Source organism: Kocuria sp. CPCC 204721 (assembly GCF_040980945.1).
GTDB classification, from domain to species: domain Bacteria; phylum Actinomycetota; class Actinomycetes; order Actinomycetales; family Micrococcaceae; genus Kocuria; species Kocuria marina.
On sequence record NZ_JAVKPO010000020.1, the window covers coordinates 1 to 26,898 of the forward strand.

Here is a 26,898-nt window from a genome sequence, read left to right on the forward strand (position 1 = left end):
GAGGTGTGACGCTTCCTGCTGTTCGTCATGATCTGACCAGTCTCACTGCCCGGACCCCCGGGCAACAGGACAACTCACACAACCACCGGACCTACCAAACGGGGTCAGCCCAACGTCGCCGCACAGCACGGGGGAGCCGCTGGATCATCACCCGACTACGCAACGCGGACGCCGAACAAGCATGATTGCGCGACACGCGTCCTTGACCCCTGGGATCTCTGCTAGCACTACGGCATACTGGGGTGCATGTCCGACGAGCGCATCCACCGACAACGACAGGACGGCCCGCGCCGCCCGCGTATCACCGTCAGTGTTGCGCGCGACCTCGACCGCGAAGCCATGAAGAAGGCACACGAGAACGGGCTCACAAAGTCCGCGTGGGTCGCCAGCCTCATGGCCCGTGAAGTGGGCATGCCCCAGTACAACCAGCTTCCAGAATTACCCGCCAACGAGTGAAGGCGGTCCCCGAGGGGACCGCCTTCTAAGACTCGAACACCGGCCAAAGCGACCAAACTTCCCGGTGTTCCATACAACCGTCCGGATTAGTAAATGAACCCTGAAGCCATTCACAAGAGGTTGCTATGTCAACCTTAGCAGTCACGCGCGTCCCGGTACAGACGGCACAACGACCCACACGCGCCCGCCGCGGGCATCATCGACCCGTCCCCGAGCTGCACACCCCGAACCCGCGCACAGGTCTGTCCTGGTCTCGTGAGCCTGCCGAGGGCACCCAGGCGCGCATCCCGTGCTGGAACACCCGCAGCCAATGGCTGGAGCTGCTGCGCGCCGACCTCGACAGGGACGATGCCGTAACGGTGCTGCGCGCTCACCACGCGAGCCCGGTCACCGTCTACCGGGTCGCACGCATGGACGCGGCCGCCGCCGACACCACCACCGGGCGCAACGTGCGCACCGCCCACGCCACCGTGGCCCGCTTCCTGGGCTGCTCCATGGACACCGTGCGCCGCGCCCGCCGCGTGCTGCGCGACTTGGGCTGGTCGGTGGAGACCGTGCGCGGCCGGTACATGACCTCTACCGAACGCGAAGCCGCTACCCGCGCCCACGGTTCCCTGCAACGCCGGTTCGCCTCCACCCGATGCCTCACGATCCCGGCACGAGTACGAGCCATGCACCCCTACCCCTGTGGGGTTAAGTCTTTCCCCTCAGAACCTTCTCAACGTGTACCTAGCTCGCGCTACCGCGCGGCCGGTAGGAGCAAAGAGCAGCCGACAAACACGCCGCTAACGCGGCGAACACCCCCGCTGGGGGTCCAGAAGATCGCCGCCAGACTCGTGCAGCGGATGCCGTGGCTGGACCGTGGCCGCAGCGGGCACCTGATGGGGCTCTCTCGTGGCCTGGTGGCCTGTGGCGTGAGCGAGGAGTGGACCACCCAGGACCTCATGAGTGCCGTCGAGGCCGATCACCAGGGCTTGGGGCTGCTCACCCTGCCCCCGGACAGCCAACGCAACCCGAGGGCGCTGCTGCTGCACCAGATCAAACGCGCCATCACCGGCCAAGAACCCCCCGCACGAGCACGCCGCGCAGCTGAAGACGCCCGCCGCGCGGCGCGGGCGGCCGAGGTCGCCCAGCGCGCGGCCGAGGCGAAGACCAAGACCACGATGCCGGCCTGGTTCCGCGCCGAGCTGGCCAAGCACACGCCGCCTCACCAGATATGACTCCGACGACCCACAGAAGGCCCCGCCATGCTCCTTACATCTCCTGCCACAACGCCCAGCACCGCCCTCTCCACGTGGAGTGACATCGCATCCATCGCCGCAGCGGTCGGGACGCTGTGCGCCGCGATCTTGGCTTTCTGGGCCATCTTCCAAACAAGAAGGCTCACCACCGAAAAAGCGCAGCCCTACGTGGTGGCCAGCCTGGAACCCCACGAGTATGTTCCCTGGGTCATGGAACTGGTCGTGAGCAACTTCGGTCAGACCGCTGCGACGAACGTGAACATCACAATCGACCCCAAGCCCCGCCGGCTCGTCCTAGAAGACCCGATGGACCCCGATGGCGGGGAGAGTGAGACCACACAGGTTCCATTGCTCTATCCGGACACCCTCTCCGTGCTGGTGCCCGGCCAGCGCTGGGGGACGAGCTGGGACTCCATCTTCATGCGCCACGACGACAACGAGCTACCCATGCAGTACACCGTCACGCTCACGTACGAGGGGATCAAAGGCAAGCAACAGCCAAGCACCGAGTACGTCTTGGACTGGCAGATGTACTTCAACCGTGGACACATGGGCTTCAAGACCATGAGCAACATCGGAGACGACATCGCAGGGATCAGGAAAGACCTCGACAAAATGGTGGGCCCCAACCTGGTTCACGAGGTGGTTCTACGCGATCCCAAGGATGCAGGTGGCGCACCAACGGCCTCCTAACTAACACCAGGCCGTACAGCTACCGTGAGGCCATGGACGCCGCCGAACTCGCACGCTTTCACGCCAAGGTTGTTCGCGGACCCGGCCCCGGTGACTGCTGGATATGGACCGGGGCCATCGGAGATGACGGCTACGGCCGCTTCTGGACACCCACACCGGACGGCGGCCAACGCATGATCCGTGCCCACCGCTACGCGCTGGCCACCGTTCACGGCGGCCTGGACGCACTGGACGAGCTGCACGTGTGCCACGTGTGCGACAACCCCATCTGCGTCCGCGCCGAGGACGGCCCCGCCTCGCACCTGTATGCGGGGACCGCGTTCGACAACATGGCCGACCGCGCGGCCCGTGGCCACCACAACCAGCAGCCGGCCGCAGCGTTCTTCCGCCACGAGACCAAGCAAGAACGCGCGCACAAGGCGCGCGTTCTGCGGGACCACGTTCGCGTCCACGGCTACGACCCCGAAGCCGTTGCCACGCTCCTACGCGGGGTGACCGCCGGACAACAGAGGCTGTTCTAGCTCACTGATCCCCGGCGGGGTGTCGGTTCATCGTCAGGTGATCGAACAACGAATCCAGCGCTATGTAGTCCACGGGTTCCTGCTTCAGCTCCCTACCAGTGGCGTGTTCCCAGAACACCACGGTTGTGGGAATCTCACGGCGCCGCAGGCTCTCAATCACGGGCAGGTAGTCGCGGTCCCCGGAGACCAGCACCACTCGGTCCCCTTCCTTCATGTGCTCGTAGGAATCTTCGAGCATCATCGTGCTGATCGCCGTATCGACCTGCTTCTCCTTGTTCGCCGCGTTCCTGTCGTAGACAGCGACCTCGAACCCTTCTTCACGCGCGAGCTCCCAGATGGAGTCATTAGCTGGCGGGCGCGAGCCGAAGAGCGCCGAGCGGCCAATCATCGCCGTGTCCGGGCAGATCGCTTCGTAGAGCTTGCCGAAGTCGTAGGACCACGAACCATCCGTGATCTTCCTGTTCATGGCCTCCACCGCGTTGGCGGCCATACCCTTACGAACCGCGCTCACGCGCCTGCCCTCGATCCACAGGTTCGAGTTGTCCACGTAGACGTACAGCGTCATCAAGGTCTCCCTACATGATCGTGGTGGTGACAAGCCCTCGTCACCGTGTGACACCCATCGTGCCCTGTCTCCGTTCGAACCGGCAGATGTACGCGCAGATGAGCAGGCATTACCTCCGCTGTCAGGCAACGGGGCGAGGTGCCCCCAGCCTGTTCTTCCGTGGTGGGCGTTCTTGGGTCAGCGGTGACTCCTCCAGGCCCAGCTCAGCGCGCACGGGGGTCTTGCGATACCCCAACCACGAGAAGAGCCCCGCGACGACCAGCACCCACGCGAACCACACCAGCTCGCCCGCGTCACCGCCGAACCGGGCGGCTCCGTTGCACAGGTCGAGCATCGAGTGGGAGAGCACCAGCGGCCACACCGCTTGGGTGTAGCGGAAGAAGAACACCGCGAGCACCGCCCACAGCAGCAGACCCGCAGCGGGCACGCCGTAGTAGATGTGGAACGAGAGGCGGAGCACCGCAAGCACGACCACGATTTCACCCCACCCGCGGCGAGCTGAGCGCAGGAGCAGCACGGGCAATCCGAGCAGGAAGATTTCTTCCAGGAACCCGGCTGCGGCCAGGGACGCGAAGAAGCCCGCGAGGTATTCCGGGGAGGGATCGGACACCGCCGGGTACACCCCGCCGCTGCCGACCAGGTAGGCGGTGCCGGCCACGATGGCGAAGGAGAGGAACGAGACCAGTGCGTCCAGGGACACCACCAGCCACGCGTCACGGCGGTGGAACCGGTGCCGCGCGCGTAGGGCGTCCGGCGAGACGAGCAAGCGTGTGACCATCACCCACACGCACACCGCCATCACGATCCATCCCGCGTTGTCGAAGACTTCCTGCACGCCGAACGCCCGGGGACTGGTTACCCCGGTTCGTAGGTACTGGACCGCAGCCACAGTGGCCTCGGCGTAACCGGAACCCACATACAGCTCCAGCACCAGCAAGTACGCCACCGGAGCCGTGAACGGACGCGCGGTGAAGTAGTCCGCGCCGATGACATCGCGAGCACACAACCAGCGCAAGAAGACCACGGGGCGACCGGGGGATCGTTGGACGGACGTCCATAGCCCGATCAGCGAGTCGTGACGCACGGACGCAGGGACCAGCGCCATTACTCGCCCCGCTTCTTCATACGCCTGATCTTCTCCATCTGCCTCTTACACCAGCTGACAAGACGATCAGCTCTGCCGGACCTCACATCATCCCGCACGCTCACGAACATCCAGACCACTGCCGAGAGGAGCGCGCTCAGGACCACGACCCCCCAGACGCCGAGAAGAAGACTAGGCCAGCCCTGGCGGACAGGTTCCGCCCCGTAGAACCCTGGGATTACTAACGGAAGGAGTATTACGATGAACGCCAGAACCGTGGCCACGTTCGTGAAGCGACGCCAAGGCGTTAGCTGCTCCGCATAAGCCTTGGCGGCACGCTTCTCCACATCAGTTCGTGCCCGCTGGACCAGATCATCTGGCATCTCCAACTTCTGGTCTTGTATCAGGTCCAGGATGCCCTGGTAGTTCTCTCGCGACGCTGACAGGCGCTTTCCTTGACCGTTCCGGCCGAACGCGACGACTCGGCCAGCGATGAAGCTGAAGATCGGGACGATCCACGAAGAGTTGTCCTGCAAGAACTGCAAAATCGCCACTCACGCTTCCACTTCACGCACGCTTGACGATGAAGGGTTCGCAGCTGGGAACCTCTCCCCACTGAGCTTCAGATACTGGCCAACTTCGCTCACGGACAGCTCCAGCAGCTCGCCAATCTCCTTGTTCGCCAACCCCACGTCCTTCATCGCGCGCACGTGCTGCGCGGCGTCGGGGCGGGGCCCGTCAAGCTCCTTCAGATCAGCTTGTAGCGCGGCGATCTTCTCGCGCAGCTTGGTCTTCTCATCCTCCACCCCGAGGGTGGCGGCGAAGAACGCTTCCGAGGCGGCCATGATCTTCTTCTCACGCTCCAGCCGCGCGGCCGCGGCCGCCCGTGCCTTCTCGCGTGCGGCGGTCTTCGTCGCGGACTTCCGTGGTGCTGCCATACCCATCTCTCCCTCAACCAAACCTAGCGGCCACCGACCACCCCGCCTACGCGGGGGCGGTGTTGGTGGCCTCGATTGTACCCAGTCGGCACGCTGCACACAGGGTCTCCTCCCCCGTTCCTCCTCCGGTGACCTGTGCACAGCTCGCACCCGTGGACAGCGCCGGTGCCGGCCTCCGTTCGTCCCTCACTGCGGCAGGCCCCGACCCTGCCCACCGGCGCGGCCTCATGGGCACAATCGCGGGCATCAGTAGATGCCCGGACGCTTCCCGGCCCACGCCATCTCGCTCGTGCCTCGCTCGCTGACTTAGGACCTATCAGACGTCACACCTCATGCACTCAGTGACCCCAGGGGTATATCCGTGCGCTCAGTTGCTACTCTTGTGCCCATGATGACCGTCCACAAGCTCTCCACGGGCGACGGTCACCTCTACTACACGAACGAGGTGGCCTCGGGCGATCAGCTGCGCTCCGGGGACCGCGAGCTGGGCGACTACTACCAGGTGACAGGGATGCCCCCGGGCCAGTGGTACGGCACCGGCGTGGAGCACTTCGGGATTGACGGGACGGTGACCGAGGCGCAGATGGATGCGCTTTTCGGTGAGGGATACAGCCCGCGTGATCCCGCTACGTTGACCGCCGAGCAGAACGCCACGCGCGCGGCTGCCGTGGCGGGTGTGCGCGCGGGGGCTGCGCGATCCGCGTTTGAGACGTTGAAGCTGCGGATCGAGGGAACCCCGCAGCACGAGATAGCGCGGACGCTGAACACCACCCAGAAAACCGTCTCCCTGACCCTGGCCCGGCACACCGAACTGAAAAACTACGCCCTGGCGGAGAAGGCCCTGGATGCTGGAGACCCGGAGATTTTCTACACCGGGTACACCATGACCAAGGGTGAGGAACGCGCCGCCGAGGCGGCCGGGAACCGTGCCATCGAGACCGGCAATGAGGACTGGATTAACGCCACACGGCTGGGCAGCAAGCCGGGTGAGTTCGCGCAGACACCGGCCAACGACTTCACAAAAATGTTGGACGCGGAGTACGGGCGGCACTTCCGAACCCACGACGCCCCGCCCACCGGCAAGCAGCGCAAAGAGATTCAGAACCGGGTCGCCGGGGCGATGTTCCGAGACACCCACGGCCGGGACGCATCCGGGGTGGAGCTGGCAACGTTCATCGCCAACAACACCACGCCCCGGCAGCAGTCGGTGGCCGGGTACGACCTCGTGTTCACCCCCACCAAATCCGTGTCGATGGCCTGGGGATTGGGGGACGCGAACCTGCGGACGGGTATCGAAGCCGCCCATGAGGCGGCCATCGCGGACGTCGTGAGCTACCTGGAGGAGCACGCGATCTACGCCCGCCGCGGCCACGGTGGTGTGGAGCAGATCGACACGGACCGGGGCCTGGTGGCCACCAAGTTCCGGCACTACGACTCACGTCACGGTGACCCAAACCTGCACGATCACCTGGTCGTCGCCAACCGGGTCAAGGGCACAGACGGGAAGTGGTCCACCCTGGATGGGCGGATGATCTACCAGTACAACGTCGCAGCCTCCGAGCTGTACAACTCGCGGATCATGCACCACATCCACGACCGTTTGGGCCTGGAGTTCGTCCCCACCGACGCGCGCGGGAAGCAGATTTTTGAGCTTGCCGGGATCACCCGTGGCGAGGTCGCCGCGTTCTCCGCACGCTCCACCTCGATCAAGGAGACCTTGGCCGAGGTCGAAGCGGCGTTCATCGCAGACCACGGCCACGCGCCCACCGCGAAGCAGCGCATCGCCCTGGCCCAGCAGGCCACGCTGGCCACCCGACCGGCCAAGGAGGGCCCGCACTCACTGGCGCAGCTCAACGAATCGTGGCGGGCGAAAGCCGCCGTGGTGACCCCGAACCTGCCCACGGGTGAGGCCCTGGCCGAGCACCTACGGGCGGCCTCCACGGCACGGGCGGAGGCCGTCACGGTGGCCGCCGCGGCACTGGAAGCCACCACCGAGCACGAGCGTGTGGCCGCGATCATTGACCGGCTCTCCGACACCCGTTCCACCTGGCGCGCCTCCAACATCGAGGCCGAGGCGCTGCGCTACTACCGGGAGGCGACCGGGGGCGCGAGTGCCGACCCGCAGGCCATCACCGCCACCGTGCAGGCCGTGAAGGCCGCCTCAGTGTCGATGACCCCGGCACTGAACGTGCCCCTTCCCACGGACCGCCAGCTGCTGCGCGCGGACGGCTCCAGCATCTATGAGACCGCTAACCGGGAGGTGTTCACCTCCACCGGGATCATCGCCTCCGAGACCTACCTGCTGGACGCAGCGATCACCTCCCAGGTGATTCCCGCGGCCACCGGCGAGGTGTTCACCACCCAGCTGGATGCGGCCCGTGAGGCGGGGGTGCAGCTCTCGGAGGCGCAGGCGGGGATGGCGCGGGAGTTCGTGACCAGTGACCGGCTGCTGGGGTTGGGGATCGGTCCGGCAGGTGCTGGTAAGACCTCCCTGACCCGTCTTGTCGTGGACACCGCGACCGCTTCCGGGCACCAGGTGTTCGGGGTCGCACCGACCTCGGCGGCCGCCGATGTGATGAGCGATTCGATGGGGATCACCGCCACCACCGTGGACGCCTTCCTGATGGCTGAACGCAGCCCGTTGGGGGTGGGGGATGTGCTGATGGTGGACGAGATCGGGATGGTCGCCACCCCGAAGCTGGCCCAGTTGGTGGCCACCGCCGAAGCGGCCGGGGCCGTGGTCCGTGGTGTGGGTGATGACCGGCAGCTGGCGGCCATCGGTTCCGGTGGCGCGCTGCGGATGATCGACAACGCCGCGCCCCTGCCGAGGCTGGAGGAGGTCTACCGCTTCCGCAACCCGGATGATCCGGGGCAGGTGAACGAGGCCGAGGTGGCCGCGTCCCTGGCGCTGCGCGAGCCGCCCGCCACCGGCACAGACCGCCCCTTCGACTGGTACGTGGACGCCGGGCGGGTGCGCGCCGGGGACGAGGAGACCGTGCTGCGCGAGGTGTTCACCGCGTGGGTCACCGACACCGAAGCTGGGCGCAACTCGATGATGATTGCCCCCACCAACGCGCAAGTCACCGCGCTGAACGAGCTGGCCCAGGCGCGTGCGCTGCACCGCGGGCACCTGGAGACCACCGCGCACACCACCACCGAAGCCGACGTCACGATCTACACCGGGGACCGGGTAGTGACCCGGCGCAACAACCGGACCCTGGCGCTGAACCAGGGCAAGGACTTCGTGAAGAACGGGGACATCTGGGACGTCGCCCGCGTCCACGAGGATGGGCGGCTGACGGTCACCCACACCACCCACGGCGGGACGATCACCCTGCCCGCCGCCTACGTGGCCCAGAACGTGGAGCTGGGCTACGCGGCCACGATCAACCGTGCCCAAGGTGCGACCGTGGACACCGCCCACACCGTCCTGGACGCTTCCACCGACCGGGCTGGGGCCTACGTGGGCGCGACCCGTGGGCAGTTCGGCAACCACCTGTACGTGGTCACCGGGGAGAACAGCACCCGGGACGAGGTGCTGGAATCCATCACCGGGGCGTACGAAACGAACCTGTCCGTGCACGAGCAGGTGGGACGGCTGCGAGCCGAGAACCGTTCCGTGGCCGAACGTGTGGGCCTGTACACCGCGCTCACCGACCAGGCCCGGTCCCAGGCGATGGAACACGCAGCCATCGAAGCGGTGGGGTTCACCCGCGCCGCGCAGCTGCGCGCTGCACCGGCGTGGGGGGCGCTGGCCACGGAACTGGCCAACGCCACCGAGGCCGGCCTGGAACCGGCCGCGCTGCTGGCACGAGCCCACGCGCAACGGAACTTCGGGGACTCCAAAGACGACGCCGCGGTGCTGCACTGGCGTGTGAAGGGACTACGCGCCGAGGACGAGACGCTGCGCGACACCACCGGGCCCCGCCCGTTCGCTGCGATCCCCGACGAGCACCTGGCACGCCTGGAGGCCACCGCCCGCACCATCCAGAAGACTGCGGAGAAGCCCGCCACGACGGTGGACGACCCGAACTGGCACACCCGCCCGCACGCGCTGGAGACCACCGAGCACTTGCGCTCACGCCGGGCCGGGATGGCCGAGGGCGCTACCGCCCACGACTCCGCGGAATACCGGTGGGAGCTGGCTTCCATCGACGCGGAACTATCAAGGCGCGCGTTCGTCTCCCCTACCCAGAAAGCCGTGGAGGAGGTCGCCCGTGGGGAACGCCCGCGGGCGGAGACCGGGGGCACCCTGTCCGAAGGACTCGCCCAGGAAAAAGCGATCCGCGACGCGGCCCTGCCCACCACCGGGCACACCCTGGCAGAGCAGGAGCTGGGCACACTGACGCACGGGGTCAGTGGGCACACCGCGGGCACCTACTGGCTCCAGCACCAGCACACCCCCGAGGCGATGCGCACGATCCTGGACGCCCACCACACCGACATCGGGGAGCTGGCCGTGCTGCGCGGCAAGCAGCTCGCCACCGAACGCCCGGCATGGGCTGAGGCGTTGGGTGAGGTGCCCGCGAACCCGGCCAACGCCGCCCGGTGGTATCGGGTCGCCGGTGAGGTCGACGCCTACCGGGAGACCTACCGGATCACGGATCAGACACCGATCCCGAAGCAGTACGCGGAATCCGAGCGGGGGGCCTACCTCGCCGGGCAGATCACCGATGTGCACAAGCGCGGGGCGCTCTCGCACACACCCGGCCCGGACCCGGAACAGGTGGAGACCACCGCGGCCACCGCCACCCGTGAGCGCACCCACCGTGAGACGGTGACCCCGGCCGAGGTCGCGGTCACCGTGACCACCGAGGAAAGGACGCAGGCCGTGGAAGACCTCTGGGATGTTGTGGAACGCGACTACAAGGCCGAGCAGGGCGCCTACACCGAGCGCGACGCCGCCCGTGAGGCACTGGAGGCAGCGCGGGCGAAGCTCCAGGACTCCACCGGCCAGCGCGAGGCCATTGCCGAGCAGCTGATCGAGACCGCGCGGGAGGACTACGCGCCGGTGGAGGCCGCAGCCGCCCGGGTCGAGTCCGCGAACTTCTTCACCCGTTCCGCCCGTGAAGCCGACTACCAGCAGGCACTCACGGACTACCGGGACCAGTACGGGCAGGACACCCCCCCGGGCCGGGACGACGAGCAGTGGTTGGAGCGCCACCACGACTACACCGCCGCCCAGAACGAGGTCACCGAGGACCGCGGGCAGTTGGCCACCGCGGAGACCGCGGCCGCGGCCGCCGAACGGCAGGCGGAGACGGCCACGGCCACGCGGGAGCAGTCCTACCAGGGCTATGCCACCGCCCGCGACGAGAACCCGCGCACCCGTGTGGGCACCTCACGGATGGACGAGACGCAGATGGCCCGGGCCACCGACCTCCAGGCCACGATGGACCAGCACCACCTCGCGGCCGGAACGCGCCCCGGGGAGGCACGGGAGAACAGCCGGGCCGCGGCCGCACGAGCCCCCCGGCCCTCCCAGCCCACTGACACCCGCACCACGCGCAGCGTGCAGCAGCACCACGCCCACCAGACTCACCGCCGCGGCCGCAGCCTCTAGCCCCCGCGCAAGGGGATCAGTACCAGGCCGGTTCCCAGTTCGCTGCAACGGCAGGGAAACCCTCTGCCCCCAGTTCCTGCCCGGTGACGTCCAGGATGCGGCGTGTCTCGCGCGGCCGGTGGCCCGCGGAACAGTCCCTGAATACCCCAGTCTGGGGGTCAAACAGCGCCTTGGCGTGCAAGTCCCAGTGATGCACCCACCAGTCCGACATCTCGCCCTTCTCGCGCGCCACGAGGTACTGCTGATGCAGGGCCCGGAACCGGGCCACGGCTTCGGGATGCTCCCACCACTGCAGACAGAACACACCGCCTTGCGTCGCGGGGTATTCCATGATTGCGAGGGTCGCTTGAATCCACTCGCCAAAATTCGGGGGTTCTTGCTCGAACTCCGCGCTTTGCGTTTCCGGCACATTATCCGACATCAATAAGATCCTTGTCCTCGGGTCCAGTTGATTTGAGCCCCATCTTCAAGCGTCGCATCCTGGGCTCTATCTTCTGCGTCAGCTGCTCGTCTTTGAACCAGTAATGCGAGGTGACGATGCCGCCGCCACCATCACTTGTGCGTACATACATCGTGCCGGGCGAAAGGTTCGACAAGTCAGCGGCAGACAGAATTTCGCGTCGCTGAATCTGATCTGAACTACTCCTCCCATGCCCGGAGCGCGCATTGTACGAAGAAGAATGACTCGTGACCTTGTGGTCGTAATGCCCGATTATCTTCGATAGTGACGAAACGAAATCCTCCTCGGTGCCACCACCTCCGTAAACCAAGACCGAAGCGGCTCCTATAAGCTCATTCATTCCTTCTTTGCCAAACTGTTTTCGGCCTTGGGAAACAGATTGAAAATACGAGCTGATGATAATTCCCAGCGACCCGGCGAAAGAGTACCACTCTGGTAGTTCCGGCAGAATTACGGTATTACCTACCTCGTCCAATTCCATCACTAACGGCACGCGCAGCCGACCGTTTGAGCCAGCCAGCGCCTCCCTCTGCGCGCTACGAAAGACATCCCACACCAAGCTCGACACCAGCGCCGAGGTCGCGCCGGCTGTCCGGCTGCCCAGCAGTATCAGGGTGTCGGTACTTGACGCGAAAGCCACTGGATCGAACACGCGGTGCTGGTCGTTCACGGGGCGAATGGAGGCTAGGTAGTCTTCGTGCTCGAACGGCGAAGCACACCGTTGAGCAGTTGCCCACACCGATCCACGGGTCTCTACTGGCTGCCGTTTCAGGCCCCGCAAGGTAGCCGCTTGGTTCGCAAAGCCATGTTCATCGAGGATGGCCGCTGGCTCGTCTTCATCCGTCGTCATTGCCCACCGGAAAACATCGCGGTCATTTTTGCCGGAGACATTGGCGGCGAGCAGGAGTGATCCAATAATTTTTGAGCCCATCAAATCAAAGTGGGCATTGGGGTTCCCTTCCCTACTGCCTTCCCCGTGGGTCGCAGCTTCGAAGATCGCCCCCACCTTTTCGGCATCCATGCTGTTCCGTACCATGCCGATGATGTTGAAATGATCGGTACTCGGATCTTTGCGGTCAAGTATGTTGGTTGGATCGAAAATCCAGACATTGCCGTGGAACATGCGCGCCGCGAACACTTCCCAGACACCGTCAGACTTGTTGGAAGTCATGACGAGAGCGCCGGGAGCGTCAAACGCATGGGGTACAACTTGAGTTGTTGTTTTCCCCCGACCAGGCGCATGTATTTGTACACTGCACTGCCGCCACCCCTGAAAAATGGGATCGGAGTTTACGGAACCGAGCTTCAATCCGGGACCGATATCTTCAATCTCAGGATGCAGATTAGTCCGAGCGTCTTTGATTCGTGCCTCAGTCTGCGAATAACTGAAGGAGGACCGATTCCCGAGGCGCTTGTTCGCCATCTTTTCGGGAGTCTTCTTTGTGTTGGGCCAGAACCAGGCAGCTACAGCTATGACACATAAAGACACAACCAGCAGGGCGATTATCACCGGGAGTGACGCGATACCAAACATTGTTTTCCCTTTGCCTGTTGCAGTTTATGCCGTTTCCCGTTCTAACCGGTGTGCCGCCATGCTGTTGGCCCATGCCTCGTTGGTGTCGTGAATCCTCCGTTCCTTCCGGGTGAGGTTCATGTAGAACGGACTTCCTGTGGTCTCGCCCAGCTTCAAAAGGAAGCGGCCACGTCCTGGCGGCGGCAGGGTCCGGTTCGTTTTCGGATCGACGCCCCCCTCTGCGGACAAGGAAACGAGCAGGTCTTGCTCCTTCTGGGACATCGGCACGACCTGGGTCAAGTCAGTCATTTCGTTGCGGGCCAGCCCGCCGAAAACCTTGACGGAGGATCGTTCCAGGAATCCCGTAGCGATGGAGGTCAACGCTGGCGTGGACAGCTGTAGATCCTTCATGCTGTGCGTGATCAGAACCTGTCCCAAGCCCTTCGTGCGGTTGAGCTTGGTCAGCGCGTTGACGCGGTGCACAAGCTGCTCGTCCGCGCTGAGAACTTGCCACAGCTCATCCATGATCATCAGATGGTGACGTTCTGGGATGAGCCCTTCTGAGGCCAAATCCTTCAAGGCTGAGGCCCCGGCTTGCCCGTAGCTCCAACACACGAGCTGCACGGCAGCACGCAACGTTCCGTTGGCCTCGTCGATGGCCGACACGTCGAAGGAAACGCTGCGGTCTAAGCGCATCGGTTCCGTCGTCTCGCGGCAGAACACGTCACCGAACGGTCCTTCCGGGCCGAGGGAGTTCAAGCCCCGTTGGAGCGTTTCGGTCAGCTCAAAGTATTTTCGGCTTCGCCTCTTGTCGTCCAGCTCCGGATCGAAGACGAGCATGTCGATGATGTCGTGCGGAGGATCGCGCAGCACGTCCTGGACGTCGGACACCAGCGGCTGCCGGTCCTCTGCTTCCGCCTTGTCGGAGGCGTGACGGATCGCCATCGAGAGCACTGTTCCCTCGTTCTTCTTCTCCGTCAGAACGTCACCCAGTGCAAGCTCCACCAGACCTCGCAGAGTGTTCAAGCGCCGGTTGTGGATTTCGGATCGCTGAGCGGCCTGCATCTTCGGGGGAAGCTGCCCCAGCAGCTCCCACGCCGGCCCAGCGTCAAGGGGGTTGATGGCAGACAGGCCAGGCGCGACCGTGAGCACTTGCCCGCCAGTCTCCTTCACGACCCCGGCGTAGTCGGGTTTCAGATCACCCAGCACCAGAATCAGGAATCCAGCGTCGATAAGCGCCAACGCCCACCGAACCGCGATGGTGGACTTCCCTCGTCCGTTCAAGGCCATGATGAAGCCAGACGGGGCCGAGACAATGCCCTTGATGTACAGGCTGATTGGATCGCCGCAGGTGATCTGCCCGTTGATCGTGTTGCGTCCGAGAGGGGCACCCACCAGCGGCGAGGAGGCCGCCCCGCAGAACGGCCACAGACCGGCCGTCTGGCGTGAGGTGGCTTGATACTCCACAGGTGCCTCAACCCATCCGCACGCGCCGCCCTCGGGACGCTCGTAGCCGTATTTTGTCAGCGTCGGGACCTTCTTTTCCCGCGCTTCCAGCATCTCGTTCTGCTGGCCGTCCTTGTTCTTACCCCAGCCGAAGGCAATCCCATCGACCAACTTGTCTACCAGTGACACGATGCTTCTCCTTCTCAGACGCTCTCACGCAGTGTGTTCGACAAGCGGGTGAAGTCCTTGGGGACTGAACCGATGCCGAGCCCGAACGCGAACGCCGCGTCATCCGAGTATTCGCAATCTCGCAAGCGCAGCTGAATGCCCGATACAGCCTGGTCTCGCAGAATTGCTTCGACCCGAGGGAACTTCGCGGGGTCATCCACCGTTGCCGTGACCACCAATCCAAAACGCACCATCGCAGCACCTTCGGCTTGCTCGCGTTCGCTGTACTCCGCCTTCTCCAACGCCACTCGCTTGATCTGGGACGACTTTTGGCCCTTCTGGTTGTTTCCGAACCTGGCGTTCGTCACCTGATCCTGAACGGCCTTCTGGGAGGTTCCCGGGCTCATGGGGCGAAACAGCAGCGTCACGCGCTTCTGCTCGAACACTCCGTGCGCTGAGAGCAGGCCCGCCAACCCCGTTTCACGGAAATTCGCGGCGGGAGGCTGATACATCTGCCAGGACTTAGAGAAGTAGCCAGCGTGCTCCCACCATCCAGGGGTGAGCTTCGCGTTCGTCGGGCCAACCTCACCCCACGCCAGTCCCGTGCCGTCACCGGCCAAACGGGCTGTCTCGACGGCCGGTGCCACCGCGGGATTGTATGCGGTGTGGACTTGGTCCACTACGTCGTCCATGCCCAGCACGCTCACGGTGCCACCAGAAGCGACTTTCAGCTGCGCGAGCATCCCAGGCAGCAGCGTCGAAATGTCTTCCGCCAAGTCTTCTCTGGAACGTGCGCCTGTCCCGGCGTCGCGATTTGGCCGCGCCGTGAACGTGGCCGCCACCCACTGGTCGATCTTCGGCACGCCCTTGTTCAAATCCTGGACAATCTCATCCATCGCCTCCCGAGCAAACTCCGGGGTGTCATGGACCTGGGACTGCTCCCTCGTCACACGAACGGCATCCGGCAACCGGTTCCCAGGGTCACGGGTCGCCTGAGTGGTTGCAGCGACCTGAACTAGCGAGGAAGACACCCCCGCCTCGCGCTGGAAGATTCCCCACTGGTCCACCATGAGGTCGATGGACCCCTGATCCAACAGACCCATGCCCGGCGACTGAACGCTGAAAATCACCGTTCCAGTACGGTTCGCGGGATTCCAGATCATGGCCTTCTCAGTGTCCGCTCCCGCAGGTGTCGTGCCCACCAGTTCCGTCCGCGCAAGAATCCCCACCGGGGGGAAGTCACCAGCGGGCAGCTGAGACGTGGGACCGGCTAGGTAGCTCGTGGAGCCCATCTTCTCCGCCTTCTTGAAATGGTGTTTGGCCAGCAGCTCCTCGAACCGCTTACGCCCCTGCCTGCCATCGAGGGAAATGGCGATCATGGCGCCCACACCAAGAACCACGATGGCCGTCTGAACCCAAATTCCCAGTGGCATTGTTACGAATATCAAGACGGCGAGAATAACGCCGATGATGGTGGCAAGAGCTGACAACCCGAGCACACCTTCTTTACGCGGGCTAGTAATGTTCCCGTACATCCTGATGCGGTGTTGCGCGTGATCTGACATGAGTTATCTCGGTCCTTAGTGTTCAACGTTTTCGAGGTCTTGAAGATGCCGCCCGACAGACGACGTGGTGAACCTGCCTGCTTCGGCTAGCGCGCGCGCCATGTTCGGAGACATCACATTCCCTGAATCACTCGATCCCGTGGGAGTTGCGGCAGAACCGCCTCCGCCGCCACCACCAACGGGAGCTGCGCTAGCGTGCTCTCCTCCGCTGGAGGAGGCACCAGCTCCGGAATTGGGAACTGAGCCGCCGCCGCTGGCACTGGACTCACCTTTAGGGGCGGAATCAGACCCTGACCCAGATGCCGCGCTACTTCCCGACATCCCGCCCGGGGCGCTGCTGTCACGGGCTCCGTTGCTTCCGGTAGCTCCGCTGCTTCCGCTGGACCCGTTGACCCCCGTAGCGCCGCCACCAGACCCGCCACCGGCCGGGGTCGCTGAGCCTGGGCTGGTAGTGGACGATGGAACAGCACCCGAGGCTGCGCTACCACTTTCTGCGTGCGGAGTGGACGCTGAGCCACTGCCTCCTTCGCTACTGCTGGAACCCGACGACGGCCCGCCCCCAGGGGAGCCTCCCGAGGACACGGACCCTCCACCTGAAGACGCAGCTGAGGCTCCCCCGGGAGCGCCGCCGCCACTGCTTGCTGCTCCCCCTGTAGCGCCACCGAGGGCATCGCCGGTGCTGCTCAGACCAGCGCTAGCCCCACCAGTGGACGCCGCGCTAGCGCCGGTAGCGGCACCGCCTCCCGCGGCCGCGGCGAGGCCCAACGAACCCACAGCTATGGCACCGGCACCGGCTGCAATTGCCCCGCCCGCGCTCACGCCGCGGGCTTGCTCAGTCGTTGCCACCGTCACAATCTTGATAAGCGCAGGCAGCGCCAAACACGCCATGATGATGACGACCATGCCCGAGATCAGCGAAATCAACTCAGCAAAGGCATCACCCTTCTGATCGTCTCCCACCATGCCCTTGATCCACAGCGAACCCACACCGTAGATAACGGCCGCGGTCGGTTTATAAAGAACGGCTGCGAAAATCCACCCCATCACCTTCCAAAAGCGTTCTTTTCCTCCCTGTGTTTGCGATTGGGCGGCGAAAATAGGCAGCAAACCAACCAGAACGGCGACCATCCCATAGCTAAATACCACAAACAGTGCGTTCACTATAGAGGCCAAGGCAGCCACCAGAACCAGAATCACCGAGACGATGGCGAGTCCAATAACAAATTTGGCACTTTGGTCGCCTGGCATGATGTCGAGCATCGTGTACAGCGACGTGCGTTCATCCTCGCTTTGTCCAGTGATGTTAGTCAGTAGCCACGGAGACACTGCATCACTAGCTTTCAGCAGATAGGTGGCGGCCGTGCCTCCGATAGCGGTAACCGCTACCGTCGAAAACATCGCCATCACAAGGTCTACTGAGGCGTCTTTTGAGTGCGTTCTTACCACTCGCACGATGCCAAACGCTGTACCAATGATCCCGGCAACCGCCACAAAGTAGATTGTGCTGCTCTGAACCGCGGCCGCTGGGGAGCCTTCGCCCATCCCCGGCCCGGAAATACCGAGCCACCACTGGGAGATACCGTCGAGGACAACTTGCAGGGCACTAAGAAGGGATTTGAGCAGCCACCGCATGGCCGCATCCAAGCCCTTCTCAATGAGCCCTCCAATGCCGTCTGTGAGCCAACCCGGCATCAGGCACTCCAGGTAACGGCCGGGTCAGATGTGGTGGTCATTTGCAACTCCATCGGCTTGTCGGCAGACACGGGGTCCAGCTTCCAGTCACCGTCCTGCCACACCATCGTGAGACCGAAGGTGCCGCTGAGAACGCTGTCTGACTGTCCGTAGAGGAGTACATGCACCTTGTCGGCGCTCTCCTGCTGGATTTCGTACCCGCGCAGCTGGGCGGACCCGTCGCTACCCGGCGATTCCGTCACGTAACCCTCCCCCGTCGGTTCGGGTGTCTTGGGCTTCTTTCCGTCCGCGATGATTTGGTCCCGCACCTTGCCCGCGGCGTAGACGCTCTTGGCGTCTTCTTCCGAGGCGTTCTTCTGCTCGTCTTTGGTGGGACCAGCCAGGTAATCCGTCGCGGCGAACAGCGCCCCTGCCGTGTTGTGCGCGTGTCCGACCTTCCACCCCGAACTCAGGTCTTGGCAGCCGCCGAACTTCGCGGACACCGGGTAGCGAACCCCGTCTTTGCCCGGTGCCCACGAGTCCGTCTCGGGCGCCTCCTTACTGACAGACGACGTGTCCCCGTGGTCAAGATCGGATTGGCAGGCATAGGCGTAGTTCTCCGCGGGCTGATGGCTGCACCCGGACACTGCCAGCAAGCTCGCAAGGCCCACCGTCACGGCGGCCACGTTTCGGTTGCGTGTCTTCGTCTTGTTCACTGGTCGTTCCCTTCTGTCATCGCTGGTCGTGCTGGTAGGTCGGCGTTTAGATGCCCACGACGTTCTGCCAGACCACACCCACGACGGTCAGTGCTGCACCGCCCAGCAGCGGCCAGAGCGGAGCGGTGATCTCTTGGTCACCGGAGCGGCGGGCCTTGGCAGCTGTGACAATCCCGATGATGAAGTAGATGAACAGCACGAAGGCCGCCACGTACAGCGCCCAGCCCACGAGGGTGGAGACGAAATCGAACCCGGGGGGCTGCGTGGGCGTGCCGTCGATCGCCAGCGCCGGGGAGGCGCCGCCCATAACGAGGGCGGAGCCGAGAGCAACGGCGGTCGGGAGGCGGTGCTTCTTGGTGGTTGAGGACATGGTGTTCTCCTTGTGCTGCTGGTGTGCGGGGTTGCTGCTCGAGTACCTGGATGCGGACACCGCTCACTCCTTCTCTGTGGGGGGTACTGGGTTGGCCCAGGCATCGAGCGTTCTCACCATGTAGGTGAACCGCCGTTTGTGTGCCCAGGAAGCTGTTACGGGGCCGTCAACGTCGGGCCACCGCCGTTCGTATCGGACCTCAAAAGATCGGGGATACAGACGCGCCACCCGCTTGGCGTAGCTGCGGGTCTCAGAGGAAACATCCTCGGGTCTGCGGTGGTGCACCAGGATCAGTCCGCGCAGAGCATTGGCCGCGTCATCGACGCGCAGCTGCTCCGCAGCTGCGAGGGAATGGCGTGTCACTGCGGCCACCACAACCCCCGCAGCATCTTCCGCTGGGGCCGATTCTCCAGTGTCGATCACTCGATCCGAGCACGCGGCGGCGATGGTGCTGACCCCCACTCCCCCACTGGCTCCAATGAGGTTCAGGTGTTCGGTGCTCGGTGTCTCCCGATAGGTTTCTTCCCCTGATTCATGGTCGTTCGAGACCATGTGCGTGGCGCCCATCATCATCAGCTGGTCCCCAAGAATCGGGGATCGGTCCAAATCCGGTTCAGCTTCTACGGTCGTCACTGGACGAACGAACGGATTGGACCGCTCCTGCATCGTCTGCTCTCGATCTTGACTGCGGGACTTCTTCCCTGCCATCACTTGTTTCCTTGCCGTCATCGTCGTTGCCCCCTGTGTCTCAGCCACTTACTCCCCCTCCTTCGGATTCGTTGGCAGGCCGTACACGCTGGTGGCCGCGGGGTCCGATGGATCGGCGGCCACCACAATCGCTGTGTTCTGCTTGCTCACGGCCGCGGGGAACGCCTTTGTCTTGGTGCTCGTGGCCACGGTCTTTCCCTTCGAGTCCAGCAGCTCAGACTCCTTCTGCGATGACCGAACCGCGCGCCCACCGCCGAGGTGGGCCTCTGAGCCCACCTGCACGAGAGCTTTGTTCGTCACCCAGATGCCGCGAGCCAGGAACGAGCCGGTGGAGCGATCTACTTCCGGGGCCGTCGCCGCGGCAGCGGAGGAACCCTTGAAAGCGGCAGTGTGAACCCGAGACACCGAGGTGGCCTCGCCCTTTCGTCCCACCTTCGAGCTGGACCACTCCGTAGCCGTTCCCTTCTTCGCCTGGCACAGCACCGTGTCAAAAGAGCCGGTGCATGATTCCACAGGCGAGGTCTTACCGCCCTTGCCGGCGACGCCGGCGATGGTGCCCGGCTTGGGCAGCTTGGCGCTGTCTTCGGTGAGTGACCAGACCCGCGCTGAGGGGCCGTCCGTACTTGCTGCCGTCACGGCACCGTCTGCTGCTCCAGCAATCTCGGAACCCGCGGGCATGGTTCGTTTCGCCCACTTGCCGCTGTCCGTCAGCACGTACACCACTGGTGAGGAGGGCGTCATTTTCACCGGGTCGCCGTATCCAAACTCGATCTGCCCTTCCTTGGGCATCGACGTGGCGGTGACCTGCCGCGAGGACGTGTCCAACAGGGACACGGCCTTGCCGTCTGTGACTGCGATCAACGTGTCGGTCATGGGAGCGAACTCGGTGACCTCCATGCCCGCGTCCGTGCTCCACTTCGGTTCACCCGTGTTGGGGTCCAGGGCACTAATCTGTCTTCCCTCGGGGGTCAGCAGCACATCATCGAAGATCACCGGCTGCGCGCGCTGGTTGATGCTCTGGTGCCACCCGGCAAATGTTCCCCATCCTGGCGGTGCTTGTACCGGCAACTGTGCTGCCGCCGCGTGGTACGGCTCAGGCTGGGCTTCCGGCTCGTCACGGAACACACCGGACACCGGCACCGCGACTGCCACAGCCAGCAGACCAGCCGCCGCGATATATCCCACCGTTCGGCGGTTCACCCGGCCGCCGCTGCGGACACCGTAACGGTCCCGATCACGTCCCAGGCGTGCGTACCAGGGCCGATTCTCGGGTTCTGGATGCTCCACCACTTCGTACTGGCCCGGCTCCCCGTTGTAGGACGCCAGTTCTTGCAGCTCTCCCAAATCGACATCTGCGACGAGCTCAAATGTGGCGTCATCGTCGGCCGCGTCGGTAGCAACTACTTTGCACACCCGCAGACCGAGTGTCTTCGTTGCTTTCAACGCGGCCGGTTCCGCTACCTCAAACAGCGATTGGCCCTCGTTGCGAGCGAATTCCTCATAGACCCCGGGTGCTTCCACGATCACCTGGTCTGCCGTAGCGCGCAGACTAATGACCGGGAATCTTGGGACTTTGACGGCGTGATGGGTTTCCGTGCTGCCTCTGCTCATGAGTTTCATGCCTTGTCCAGTTCCTCGGTCATCGTGGTTTGGGCGCCGACGACGATCCATTGCCCGCCGTGCTTCTCCAGGTAGATGATCTGCTGGTCCCGTCCGCCTGCGATGTCTGCCGAACCGTCACGAGTCTTCCAATGCCAGGAGGTGGTGATGCCCCGCACTGCCTTGTCAGCGGCCACGTTCCGGTCCACGTCCCCACCCGTGGGAGCCGCATCTGGCACCGAATACCCTTCGTGCTTCGCCGCTTTCCCGAACTGGGCTTGCAGTGTGTTGCGCGCCGAGGAGCCCTTCTTCTGCTCGTCGTACCAAGACACGCTCATGAGGTCTCTGGCACGCAGCACCCCCGTCATCGTGTTCTCGTCCAGAGTTGAATCCCAGCAATGCCCGATGCGCGCATAGGAGCGCGCGGTCGCGGAAGCGTCCGAACGGTCCACGCTCTTGCTCGTCGGGCATGAGCCATCCGCGAGGTCACGTGTGGCGGAAGCCGACGTCGTTGCACTGGTCGTCACGGGTTCCGGCCCAGGGGCACCCGAGCACCCCGTGGCGCACAGCAGTATCAACGCAAGGGGAACAAACCGCCTCATTTCGCCCACGCTCCCTTCTCCTTCAGAATCGGTTCCGGATCGAGGTTGCACCCGTCGTAAGGCACGTTCATGCCACCGTTTTTCCCGGCACCGCAGTTGGGCCTGTACACCTCGAAATGCAGGTGAGCAGCTGCACCACTGGGGTTGCCCCCCATGAATCCAGATTCCACACCAATTTGTTTTCCGCGCTTGATCTTTTCGCCTTTCCTCACCTCTAGGGACTTCATATGGCAAAACGCGAACTGGAATCCGGGTTTGGCATCCATCTTCCCCATCACACAGTGATCGTTGGGAAGTGTCCCGGTCACGGTTATGTCCGTGGGAGCGATGATCGGCGCACCGCCCCCGGTGCTGAGGTCCACACCCATGTGGTTCTGCGCCCAGGAAGGAAGGCCAGGCACGTTCCGGCCGCCGTAGCCACTCGTGAACTGACCCCCGGGCAGCGGTATCGTCCACTCCCCCTTGCCCAGATCGCCGTTCCATGCCTTGCCACCTTCAACCGCCTTGCACCCGCCCGAAAACGTCATCTGGGCGGAGCCTGTGATCTTTGCGACGTAGTCCTGCGTCTCGTGGAATGGAGGGACGCCCTTGGCCCTTTGCACCGCCACCGGGCCAGCGTTGTACGCCGCAAGGGTCAGCCGCACCAGCTTGTTTGCGTCATCCCCGGCCAGAGGTTTCACTTCCTCACGCAGTGCCTTCATGTAGCGGCCGTATGCCGACATCGAATCCTCGATGTCGTGGATGTCGCCGCCCTGGCCGTAGCGAGCCCACGTCTCAGGGGTGAACTGTGCTGGCCCCTGGGCACCCGCCCCTGAACCCGCTTGCGTGTCGAAGTTGGACTCGGCCTTGATCTGAGCGGCCACTGTCTGCTCGGGGAGACCAGAGACTTTCGCAGCTTTCTTGATTGGCTCCTGAAACGCCTTGGGCACGTTGATGGTCTTCCCGCCGTCGTTCGCAGAGACGGTATCCGCGCACCCTTCGCCTTCGTCCAAACTGAGCTGCCCAGCGATACCACCCGCCAGGACCGCCACGAGGAGAGGCACACCCAAGACCATGACGATCAGCGCAATGACGATCAAACAACCGAGACCGCCCACTATCCCGGCGCCCTTGCCCATCCCTCCACCGCCAGACTCAGCCATGCCTCATCACCTCCTGTATCCTCATCGGCAAGCTATACGACATTTTATCACGGTATGGTTGTTTAATTGCATGAATCTCTAGACGTTGCATGTAATGAGAAACTGGGAGAGTGCCCTACATGATGAAAATCCCTGGTCAGAGCGAGGAGGTTCATGCCGCTGTGCAGGTACTTGGCAACACGCTGCGCGTGGCCATCCTCAGCCATCTCGCCTTCGGTCCCGCCACGCGCGCGACGATCAGCGGGGCACTAGGGGTCACCGAGCAAAGCCTGTCGCGGCAAATGGCCTTCCTGGAGGAAAAGGGAGTGGTGAGCACTGAGGTGCTCCCCGGCCGGGGCCGTCCCACTCTCCACCATCTGCAATCAGCCCGTCTCAGCCAGTTAGAACGTGCGCTAGTCGCCTATCTCCACCCAAGCCCTTAAGGCTACGCACCGCAGGCGCGTTCACTCGATCCGCGCGTCATAACGTGCAAACTCAGGCGCTTTCAGGCTATCTGTTCCTGCTTATCCTGCGACATCTTGACGTCAAGACGTCTTGACTTAATGACGTCAACCTGTCACTATGTCAGGACGGCAAGACGTCTTGACGGGTAGACGCCATGAGCACGGGAGGACCACATGAAAATTGCCCTGTTGAACTCAAAAGGTGGATGCGGCAAAACCACATCCGCCATGTTCTTGGCCCAGGTGGCCGCCAACCGCGGGCATGTAGCCGAGGTGTGGGACAGCGACCCGCAGGCATCAGCTACGAGGTGGGCAGAAGCCGCCGCTTTGTCCTTCGACGTGGTGCCCGCCAACATCGCCACACTGCGGCGGCCGGTGGGCGACAAGTACGTCTTCATCGACACTCCACCTGGCAACCCGCAAATTCTGACGGCGGCCGCCGAGGCCGCCGATCTGGTCATCATCCCTACGATGGCCTCGATGTCGGATATGGACCGTACGTGGGCGACCATCGACGCTCTCACCGGTGTAGCGCCGGTGGCCGTGTTGGTCACCTCTGCCGAAACCAGCACACGCGCGTACCGCGGGCTTGTAGAGACGCTGGAAGCCGCCGAGATTCCCGTGCTGCCACCGATCCGCAAACGATCTTCGTTCCGAGAGGCATGGGGTCAACCGCCCTCGCATCTTTGGGGCTACACCGCCGCACTGACGACCATTGAGGAGGCACTGACCGCATGAGCGACTTCAAGGAGCGCCTAGCTGCTCAGAGAAAACGACAGCCAGCAACAGAGGGGCTGGACCAGACATTCCAGAAACCCACTGATGACCGAGCCCGCTTGACGATTCGCCTACCGCAAGAGACCTACAAGCAGCTCCAGCGCGCCACGGTCGAAATGGACACCAAGGTGAATCCCGTCGTAGTCGCGGCCATCGAGCGCGTACTTCGAGAATATGAGCAGTCGGGACGTCTAGACATTTAGACGTCTAGACGTCATGTATTAATGAGGGAGGGCCCCGCTATGGGGGCCCTCCCTCATTATGTGCACGGGAACCTATCGAGGAAGCTCACCTTCGCTGTCCGTCGTCCTGACGCGGAATTGTATGTGCCCGTTCCACGGCGTCAAGGGCGCCTGCGGCGTCGCTGCGCGATGCGCTGCGCGCACCCTTGACCCCGCTCCACTAAACACATCCTGCTTCCAGCTATCAGGACGACGGGCCAGGCTACACGGATGGTCCCCACAGGTCAGAGCCCGGAACCGTCCCAGATCAAAGGGCAGGAGCGGGGCAAAAAACCTTCCTTGTCTACTTGTGTCTAGTGTTGAACGCGAGTAAACTAAAGAGTGTTCAGGCGGGAGGAACAACCCGCCACCACTACCGGAAGGACACAGGCCATGACCACCAAGCAGGAGCAGCGCAAGAAGGCCGCAGCGGAGAAGCGCGAGCAGGTCACCAAGACCCACGCCGCCACCGTGGAGCGCATCGAGTCGGATGCAGAATACGCGGCCGCGTTCGCCAAGTTCGCGGAACAGTTCCCGAGCTACAGCACCAAGAATCAAGAGCTGATTTTCGCCCAGATGGACACCGCCACCCTGTGCGCCGGATTCAACAAGTGGAAGGCCGAGGGGCGAATGGTTCGCAAGGGTGAAACCGGGATCAAGATTTTCGCCCCGACCTCCCGCAAGGTGAAGGACGAGGACGGCAAGCCGAAGAAGGACAAGGACGGCGAGGACGAGAAAGAAACCGGCTTCGTCATGGTGACCGTGTTCGACATCAGCCAGACCGAGGCCGCCACCGAGTAGGCACGGCAGGACAGGCGGCCGGGGGAGTGATCCCCCGGCCGCTTTTCTGTGCCCGGACCCCCGAAAACCCGCGTGAAAATGTGGTCAGTGCGCTTGTGTCTGGCGTTGAACGCGAGTAAACTAGAGAGTGTTCAGGCGGGAGGAACAACCCGCCATACCAACCGGAAGGACACAGGCCATGAACGCCAAGACCACCACCGAGACGATGCTCGTTTTTGTGTGCGAGTGCTGCGCGCTACTGATCGCCAACGGCGACGATTCCGAGTGCCGCGACTACTACCGCCACGGACACATCGAGTGCGACCTCGGAGCCGGAGCCGTGGTGACGGGGGAACAGGTGGAGACCCCGACGCCGAGCACCTGCGATGGATGCCACCAGCGGCTAGGCGCACTGACGACCATGTACCAGGTCAGCGCACCGACCGAATAGGCACGGCAGGACAGGCGGCCGGGGGAGTGATCCCCCGGCCGCTTTTTCATGCCCGGACCCCCGAAAATCCGCGCGAAAATGTTGCCCGGCCGCTTGTGTCTGGCGTTGAACGCGAGTAAACTAGAGAGTGTTCAGGCGGGAGGAACAACCCGCCGCACCGACCGAAAGGACTGAGCATCATGGCCGCACTGACCATCACCCACAACCGCGAGGACGGGACGCTCATCGAGGGCACCCAGCGCGGGGACGGCACCGCCGAAATCTTAAAGGCCCAGGGCTGGCGCTGGGGTCGATCCATCGGTGCGTGGTACGTCCCGCAGAGCCGGGACCGGAACCTCAAAACCTGGATCACCGGACGCACGCAGAAGGCCCTAGAGGCCGCAGGGCACGAGGTGGCCCTAGAGGCCGACGACACCGCCCGGCCCGTGGCCGAGGTCGAGGCCGACCGCGCAGCCCGGCAAGAGGCCCGCGCCGAGGCCCTGGCAGAGAAGGCGCAGCGCAAGGCCGCACGCGCGGCCGACGCCCAGCACGCCGCCGACGCGGCAGCGGCCCGACTGCCCGAAGGTGGGGAGCCCATCAAGGTGGGCCACCACTCCGAGACCCGCCACCGCAACGCCATTGACCGGGCATGGAACGCGCAGGGACGCGCGATCCGAGCCGACGAGGACGCCGCCGAGGCGCAGCGCCGCGCGCAAGCCGCTACGACCACCACGGCCCACCGCTACAGCCCCGCGACTGTGGCCGGACGCATCCAGCGCCTAGAGGCCGAAGGCCGCAAACTGGCGCGGCAGCTGGACGGGTACACCGCCAACAGGGGCACCCCCTACGCCGAGGCGATCCCCGCCGCGACCGGCCGACGCCGTGAGGCGATCCAGGCCGACGCCGCCGAGAACGCGGACGCGCTGGCGTACTGGCGCGGCGTGCGCGCCCAGCAGCTCGCCGCCGGTGAGGCCGCCGACTACAGCCGCGAGACCATCCACGCCGGGGACCGCATCAGGGTAGGCGGCACCTGGTGGACCGTGGCACGGGCCAACGCCAAGACCTGCACCCTGTATTTCGATGCAGAGCGCAAGATCACGAGCAGCTATCGCGCCCCCTACGGCAAGATCACCGGCCACCAGCCCGCGAGCAAGTAGCCGAGCAGCGCAGCGGCCGGGGGACGATCCCCCGACCGCTGCCGTATGTCCGGCTACCTGTAAACCCGG

The 26,898-nt window shown here is 64.1% G+C and carries 25 protein-coding genes; 11 read left to right on the forward strand and 14 right to left on the reverse strand.

Annotation, left to right across the window (positions count from 1 at the left end; genetic code table 11):
- Positions 1 to 246: 246 nt before the first annotated feature.
- The 4 genes from RF637_RS12685 to RF637_RS12700 all read left to right on the forward strand — a co-directional run bounded on the left by RF637_RS12685 (position 247) and on the right by RF637_RS12700 (position 2,911).
- Complete coding sequence (locus RF637_RS12685; RefSeq protein ID WP_239321764.1) at positions 247 to 456, forward strand: hypothetical protein; 210 nt, start codon at positions 247 to 249, stop codon at positions 454 to 456.
- A 125-nt stretch (positions 457 to 581) separates the two neighbouring features.
- Positions 582 to 1,676, forward strand: coding sequence for a hypothetical protein (locus RF637_RS12690; RefSeq protein WP_368845015.1), 1,095 nt, complete (start codon positions 582 to 584; stop codon positions 1,674 to 1,676).
- Between the two features lie 27 nt (positions 1,677 to 1,703).
- Positions 1,704 to 2,390 carry a hypothetical protein gene (locus RF637_RS12695; RefSeq protein WP_368845016.1) on the forward strand — a complete coding sequence of 229 codons (687 nt, stop codon included), beginning with the start codon at positions 1,704 to 1,706 and terminating at the stop codon, positions 2,388 to 2,390.
- A gap of 32 nt (positions 2,391 to 2,422) precedes the next feature.
- A complete protein-coding gene (locus RF637_RS12700; RefSeq protein ID WP_368845017.1) occupies positions 2,423 to 2,911 on the forward strand; it encodes a hypothetical protein in 489 nt (162 codons plus the stop codon).
- Between the two features lies 1 nt (position 2,912).
- Here the strand turns inward: RF637_RS12700 and RF637_RS12705 are convergent, their stop codons facing one another.
- From RF637_RS12705 to RF637_RS12720, 4 genes are all read right to left on the reverse strand, one after another.
- Complete coding sequence (locus RF637_RS12705; RefSeq protein ID WP_368845018.1) at positions 2,913 to 3,476, reverse strand: NYN domain-containing protein; 564 nt, start codon at positions 3,474 to 3,476, stop codon at positions 2,913 to 2,915.
- Positions 3,477 to 3,597: 121 nt separating this feature from the next.
- Positions 3,598 to 4,581 (reverse strand): CPBP family glutamic-type intramembrane protease, encoded by a 984-nt coding sequence (locus tag RF637_RS12710; protein WP_368845019.1) that lies wholly within the window; start codon positions 4,579 to 4,581, stop codon positions 3,598 to 3,600.
- The gene (locus tag RF637_RS12715) at positions 4,581 to 5,114 is read right to left on the reverse strand and encodes a hypothetical protein (protein WP_368845020.1); all 534 of its coding nucleotides are present in this window, start codon (positions 5,112 to 5,114) and stop codon (positions 4,581 to 4,583) included. The genes RF637_RS12710 and RF637_RS12715 overlap by 1 nt, the downstream gene beginning before the upstream one ends.
- Positions 5,115 to 5,498: a hypothetical protein gene (locus tag RF637_RS12720; protein ID WP_368845021.1), complete on the reverse strand. Its 384-nt coding sequence runs from the start codon at positions 5,496 to 5,498 to the stop codon at positions 5,115 to 5,117.
- Between the two features lie 388 nt (positions 5,499 to 5,886).
- Between RF637_RS12720 and mobF the strand changes: the two genes are divergently transcribed.
- Positions 5,887 to 11,061: a MobF family relaxase gene (gene mobF, locus RF637_RS12725; RefSeq protein ID WP_368845022.1), complete on the forward strand. Its 5,175-nt coding sequence runs from the start codon at positions 5,887 to 5,889 to the stop codon at positions 11,059 to 11,061.
- A 16-nt stretch (positions 11,062 to 11,077) separates the two neighbouring features.
- Here mobF and RF637_RS12730 read toward each other — a convergent pair whose 3' ends face one another.
- The 10 genes from RF637_RS12730 to RF637_RS12775 form a co-directional block, all read right to left on the reverse strand.
- Positions 11,078 to 11,482 carry a DUF4913 domain-containing protein gene (locus tag RF637_RS12730; protein WP_368845023.1) on the reverse strand — a complete coding sequence of 135 codons (405 nt, stop codon included), beginning with the start codon at positions 11,480 to 11,482 and terminating at the stop codon, positions 11,078 to 11,080.
- On the reverse strand, positions 11,472 to 13,055 hold the full coding sequence (locus RF637_RS12735; protein ID WP_368845024.1) for a type IV secretory system conjugative DNA transfer family protein: 1,584 nt from the start codon (positions 13,053 to 13,055) through the stop codon (positions 11,472 to 11,474). The genes RF637_RS12730 and RF637_RS12735 overlap by 11 nt, the downstream gene beginning before the upstream one ends.
- Positions 13,056 to 13,079: 24 nt before the next feature.
- Positions 13,080 to 14,669: a hypothetical protein gene (locus RF637_RS12740; protein WP_368845025.1), complete on the reverse strand. Its 1,590-nt coding sequence runs from the start codon at positions 14,667 to 14,669 to the stop codon at positions 13,080 to 13,082.
- A 14-nt stretch (positions 14,670 to 14,683) separates the two neighbouring features.
- Complete coding sequence (locus RF637_RS12745; RefSeq protein WP_368845026.1) at positions 14,684 to 16,213, reverse strand: SCO6880 family protein; 1,530 nt, start codon at positions 16,211 to 16,213, stop codon at positions 14,684 to 14,686.
- A 1,691-nt stretch (positions 16,214 to 17,904) separates the two neighbouring features.
- Complete coding sequence (locus RF637_RS12750; RefSeq protein ID WP_368845027.1) at positions 17,905 to 18,600, reverse strand: hypothetical protein; 696 nt, start codon at positions 18,598 to 18,600, stop codon at positions 17,905 to 17,907.
- A 46-nt stretch (positions 18,601 to 18,646) separates the two neighbouring features.
- A complete protein-coding gene (locus RF637_RS12755; protein WP_368845028.1) occupies positions 18,647 to 19,030 on the reverse strand; it encodes a hypothetical protein in 384 nt (127 codons plus the stop codon).
- A 3-nt stretch (positions 19,031 to 19,033) separates the two neighbouring features.
- Positions 19,034 to 19,726: a DUF6668 family protein gene (locus RF637_RS12760; RefSeq protein WP_368845029.1), complete on the reverse strand. Its 693-nt coding sequence runs from the start codon at positions 19,724 to 19,726 to the stop codon at positions 19,034 to 19,036.
- Positions 19,727 to 21,298 carry a hypothetical protein gene (locus RF637_RS12765; RefSeq protein ID WP_368845030.1) on the reverse strand — a complete coding sequence of 524 codons (1,572 nt, stop codon included), beginning with the start codon at positions 21,296 to 21,298 and terminating at the stop codon, positions 19,727 to 19,729.
- Entirely contained in the window at positions 21,295 to 21,729 is a 435-nt protein-coding gene (locus RF637_RS12770; protein WP_368845031.1) for a hypothetical protein, read from the reverse strand. Before RF637_RS12770 ends, RF637_RS12765 begins: the two co-directional genes overlap by 4 nt.
- Positions 21,730 to 21,875: 146 nt before the next feature.
- Positions 21,876 to 23,021: a peptidoglycan DD-metalloendopeptidase family protein gene (locus RF637_RS12775; RefSeq protein ID WP_368845032.1), complete on the reverse strand. Its 1,146-nt coding sequence runs from the start codon at positions 23,019 to 23,021 to the stop codon at positions 21,876 to 21,878.
- 110 nt (positions 23,022 to 23,131) lie between these two features.
- Here RF637_RS12775 and RF637_RS12780 point away from each other — a divergent pair, with 110 nt between their 5' ends.
- The 6 genes from RF637_RS12780 to RF637_RS12805 all read left to right on the forward strand — a co-directional run bounded on the left by RF637_RS12780 (position 23,132) and on the right by RF637_RS12805 (position 26,829).
- Complete coding sequence (locus tag RF637_RS12780; protein WP_368845033.1) at positions 23,132 to 23,443, forward strand: ArsR/SmtB family transcription factor; 312 nt, start codon at positions 23,132 to 23,134, stop codon at positions 23,441 to 23,443.
- 195 nt (positions 23,444 to 23,638) lie between these two features.
- A complete protein-coding gene (locus RF637_RS12785) occupies positions 23,639 to 24,202 on the forward strand; it encodes a ParA family protein (protein ID WP_368845034.1) in 564 nt (187 codons plus the stop codon).
- Complete coding sequence (locus RF637_RS12790) at positions 24,199 to 24,444, forward strand: hypothetical protein (protein WP_368845035.1); 246 nt, start codon at positions 24,199 to 24,201, stop codon at positions 24,442 to 24,444. The genes RF637_RS12785 and RF637_RS12790 overlap by 4 nt, the downstream gene beginning before the upstream one ends.
- A gap of 411 nt (positions 24,445 to 24,855) precedes the next feature.
- A complete protein-coding gene (locus RF637_RS12795; RefSeq protein WP_368845036.1) occupies positions 24,856 to 25,263 on the forward strand; it encodes an ArdC family protein in 408 nt (135 codons plus the stop codon).
- 178 nt (positions 25,264 to 25,441) lie between these two features.
- Positions 25,442 to 25,693, forward strand: coding sequence for a hypothetical protein (locus RF637_RS12800; protein WP_368845037.1), 252 nt, complete (start codon positions 25,442 to 25,444; stop codon positions 25,691 to 25,693).
- A gap of 179 nt (positions 25,694 to 25,872) precedes the next feature.
- Complete coding sequence (locus RF637_RS12805; protein ID WP_368845038.1) at positions 25,873 to 26,829, forward strand: DUF3560 domain-containing protein; 957 nt, start codon at positions 25,873 to 25,875, stop codon at positions 26,827 to 26,829.
- The last annotated feature ends 69 nt before the right edge of the window (positions 26,830 to 26,898 follow it).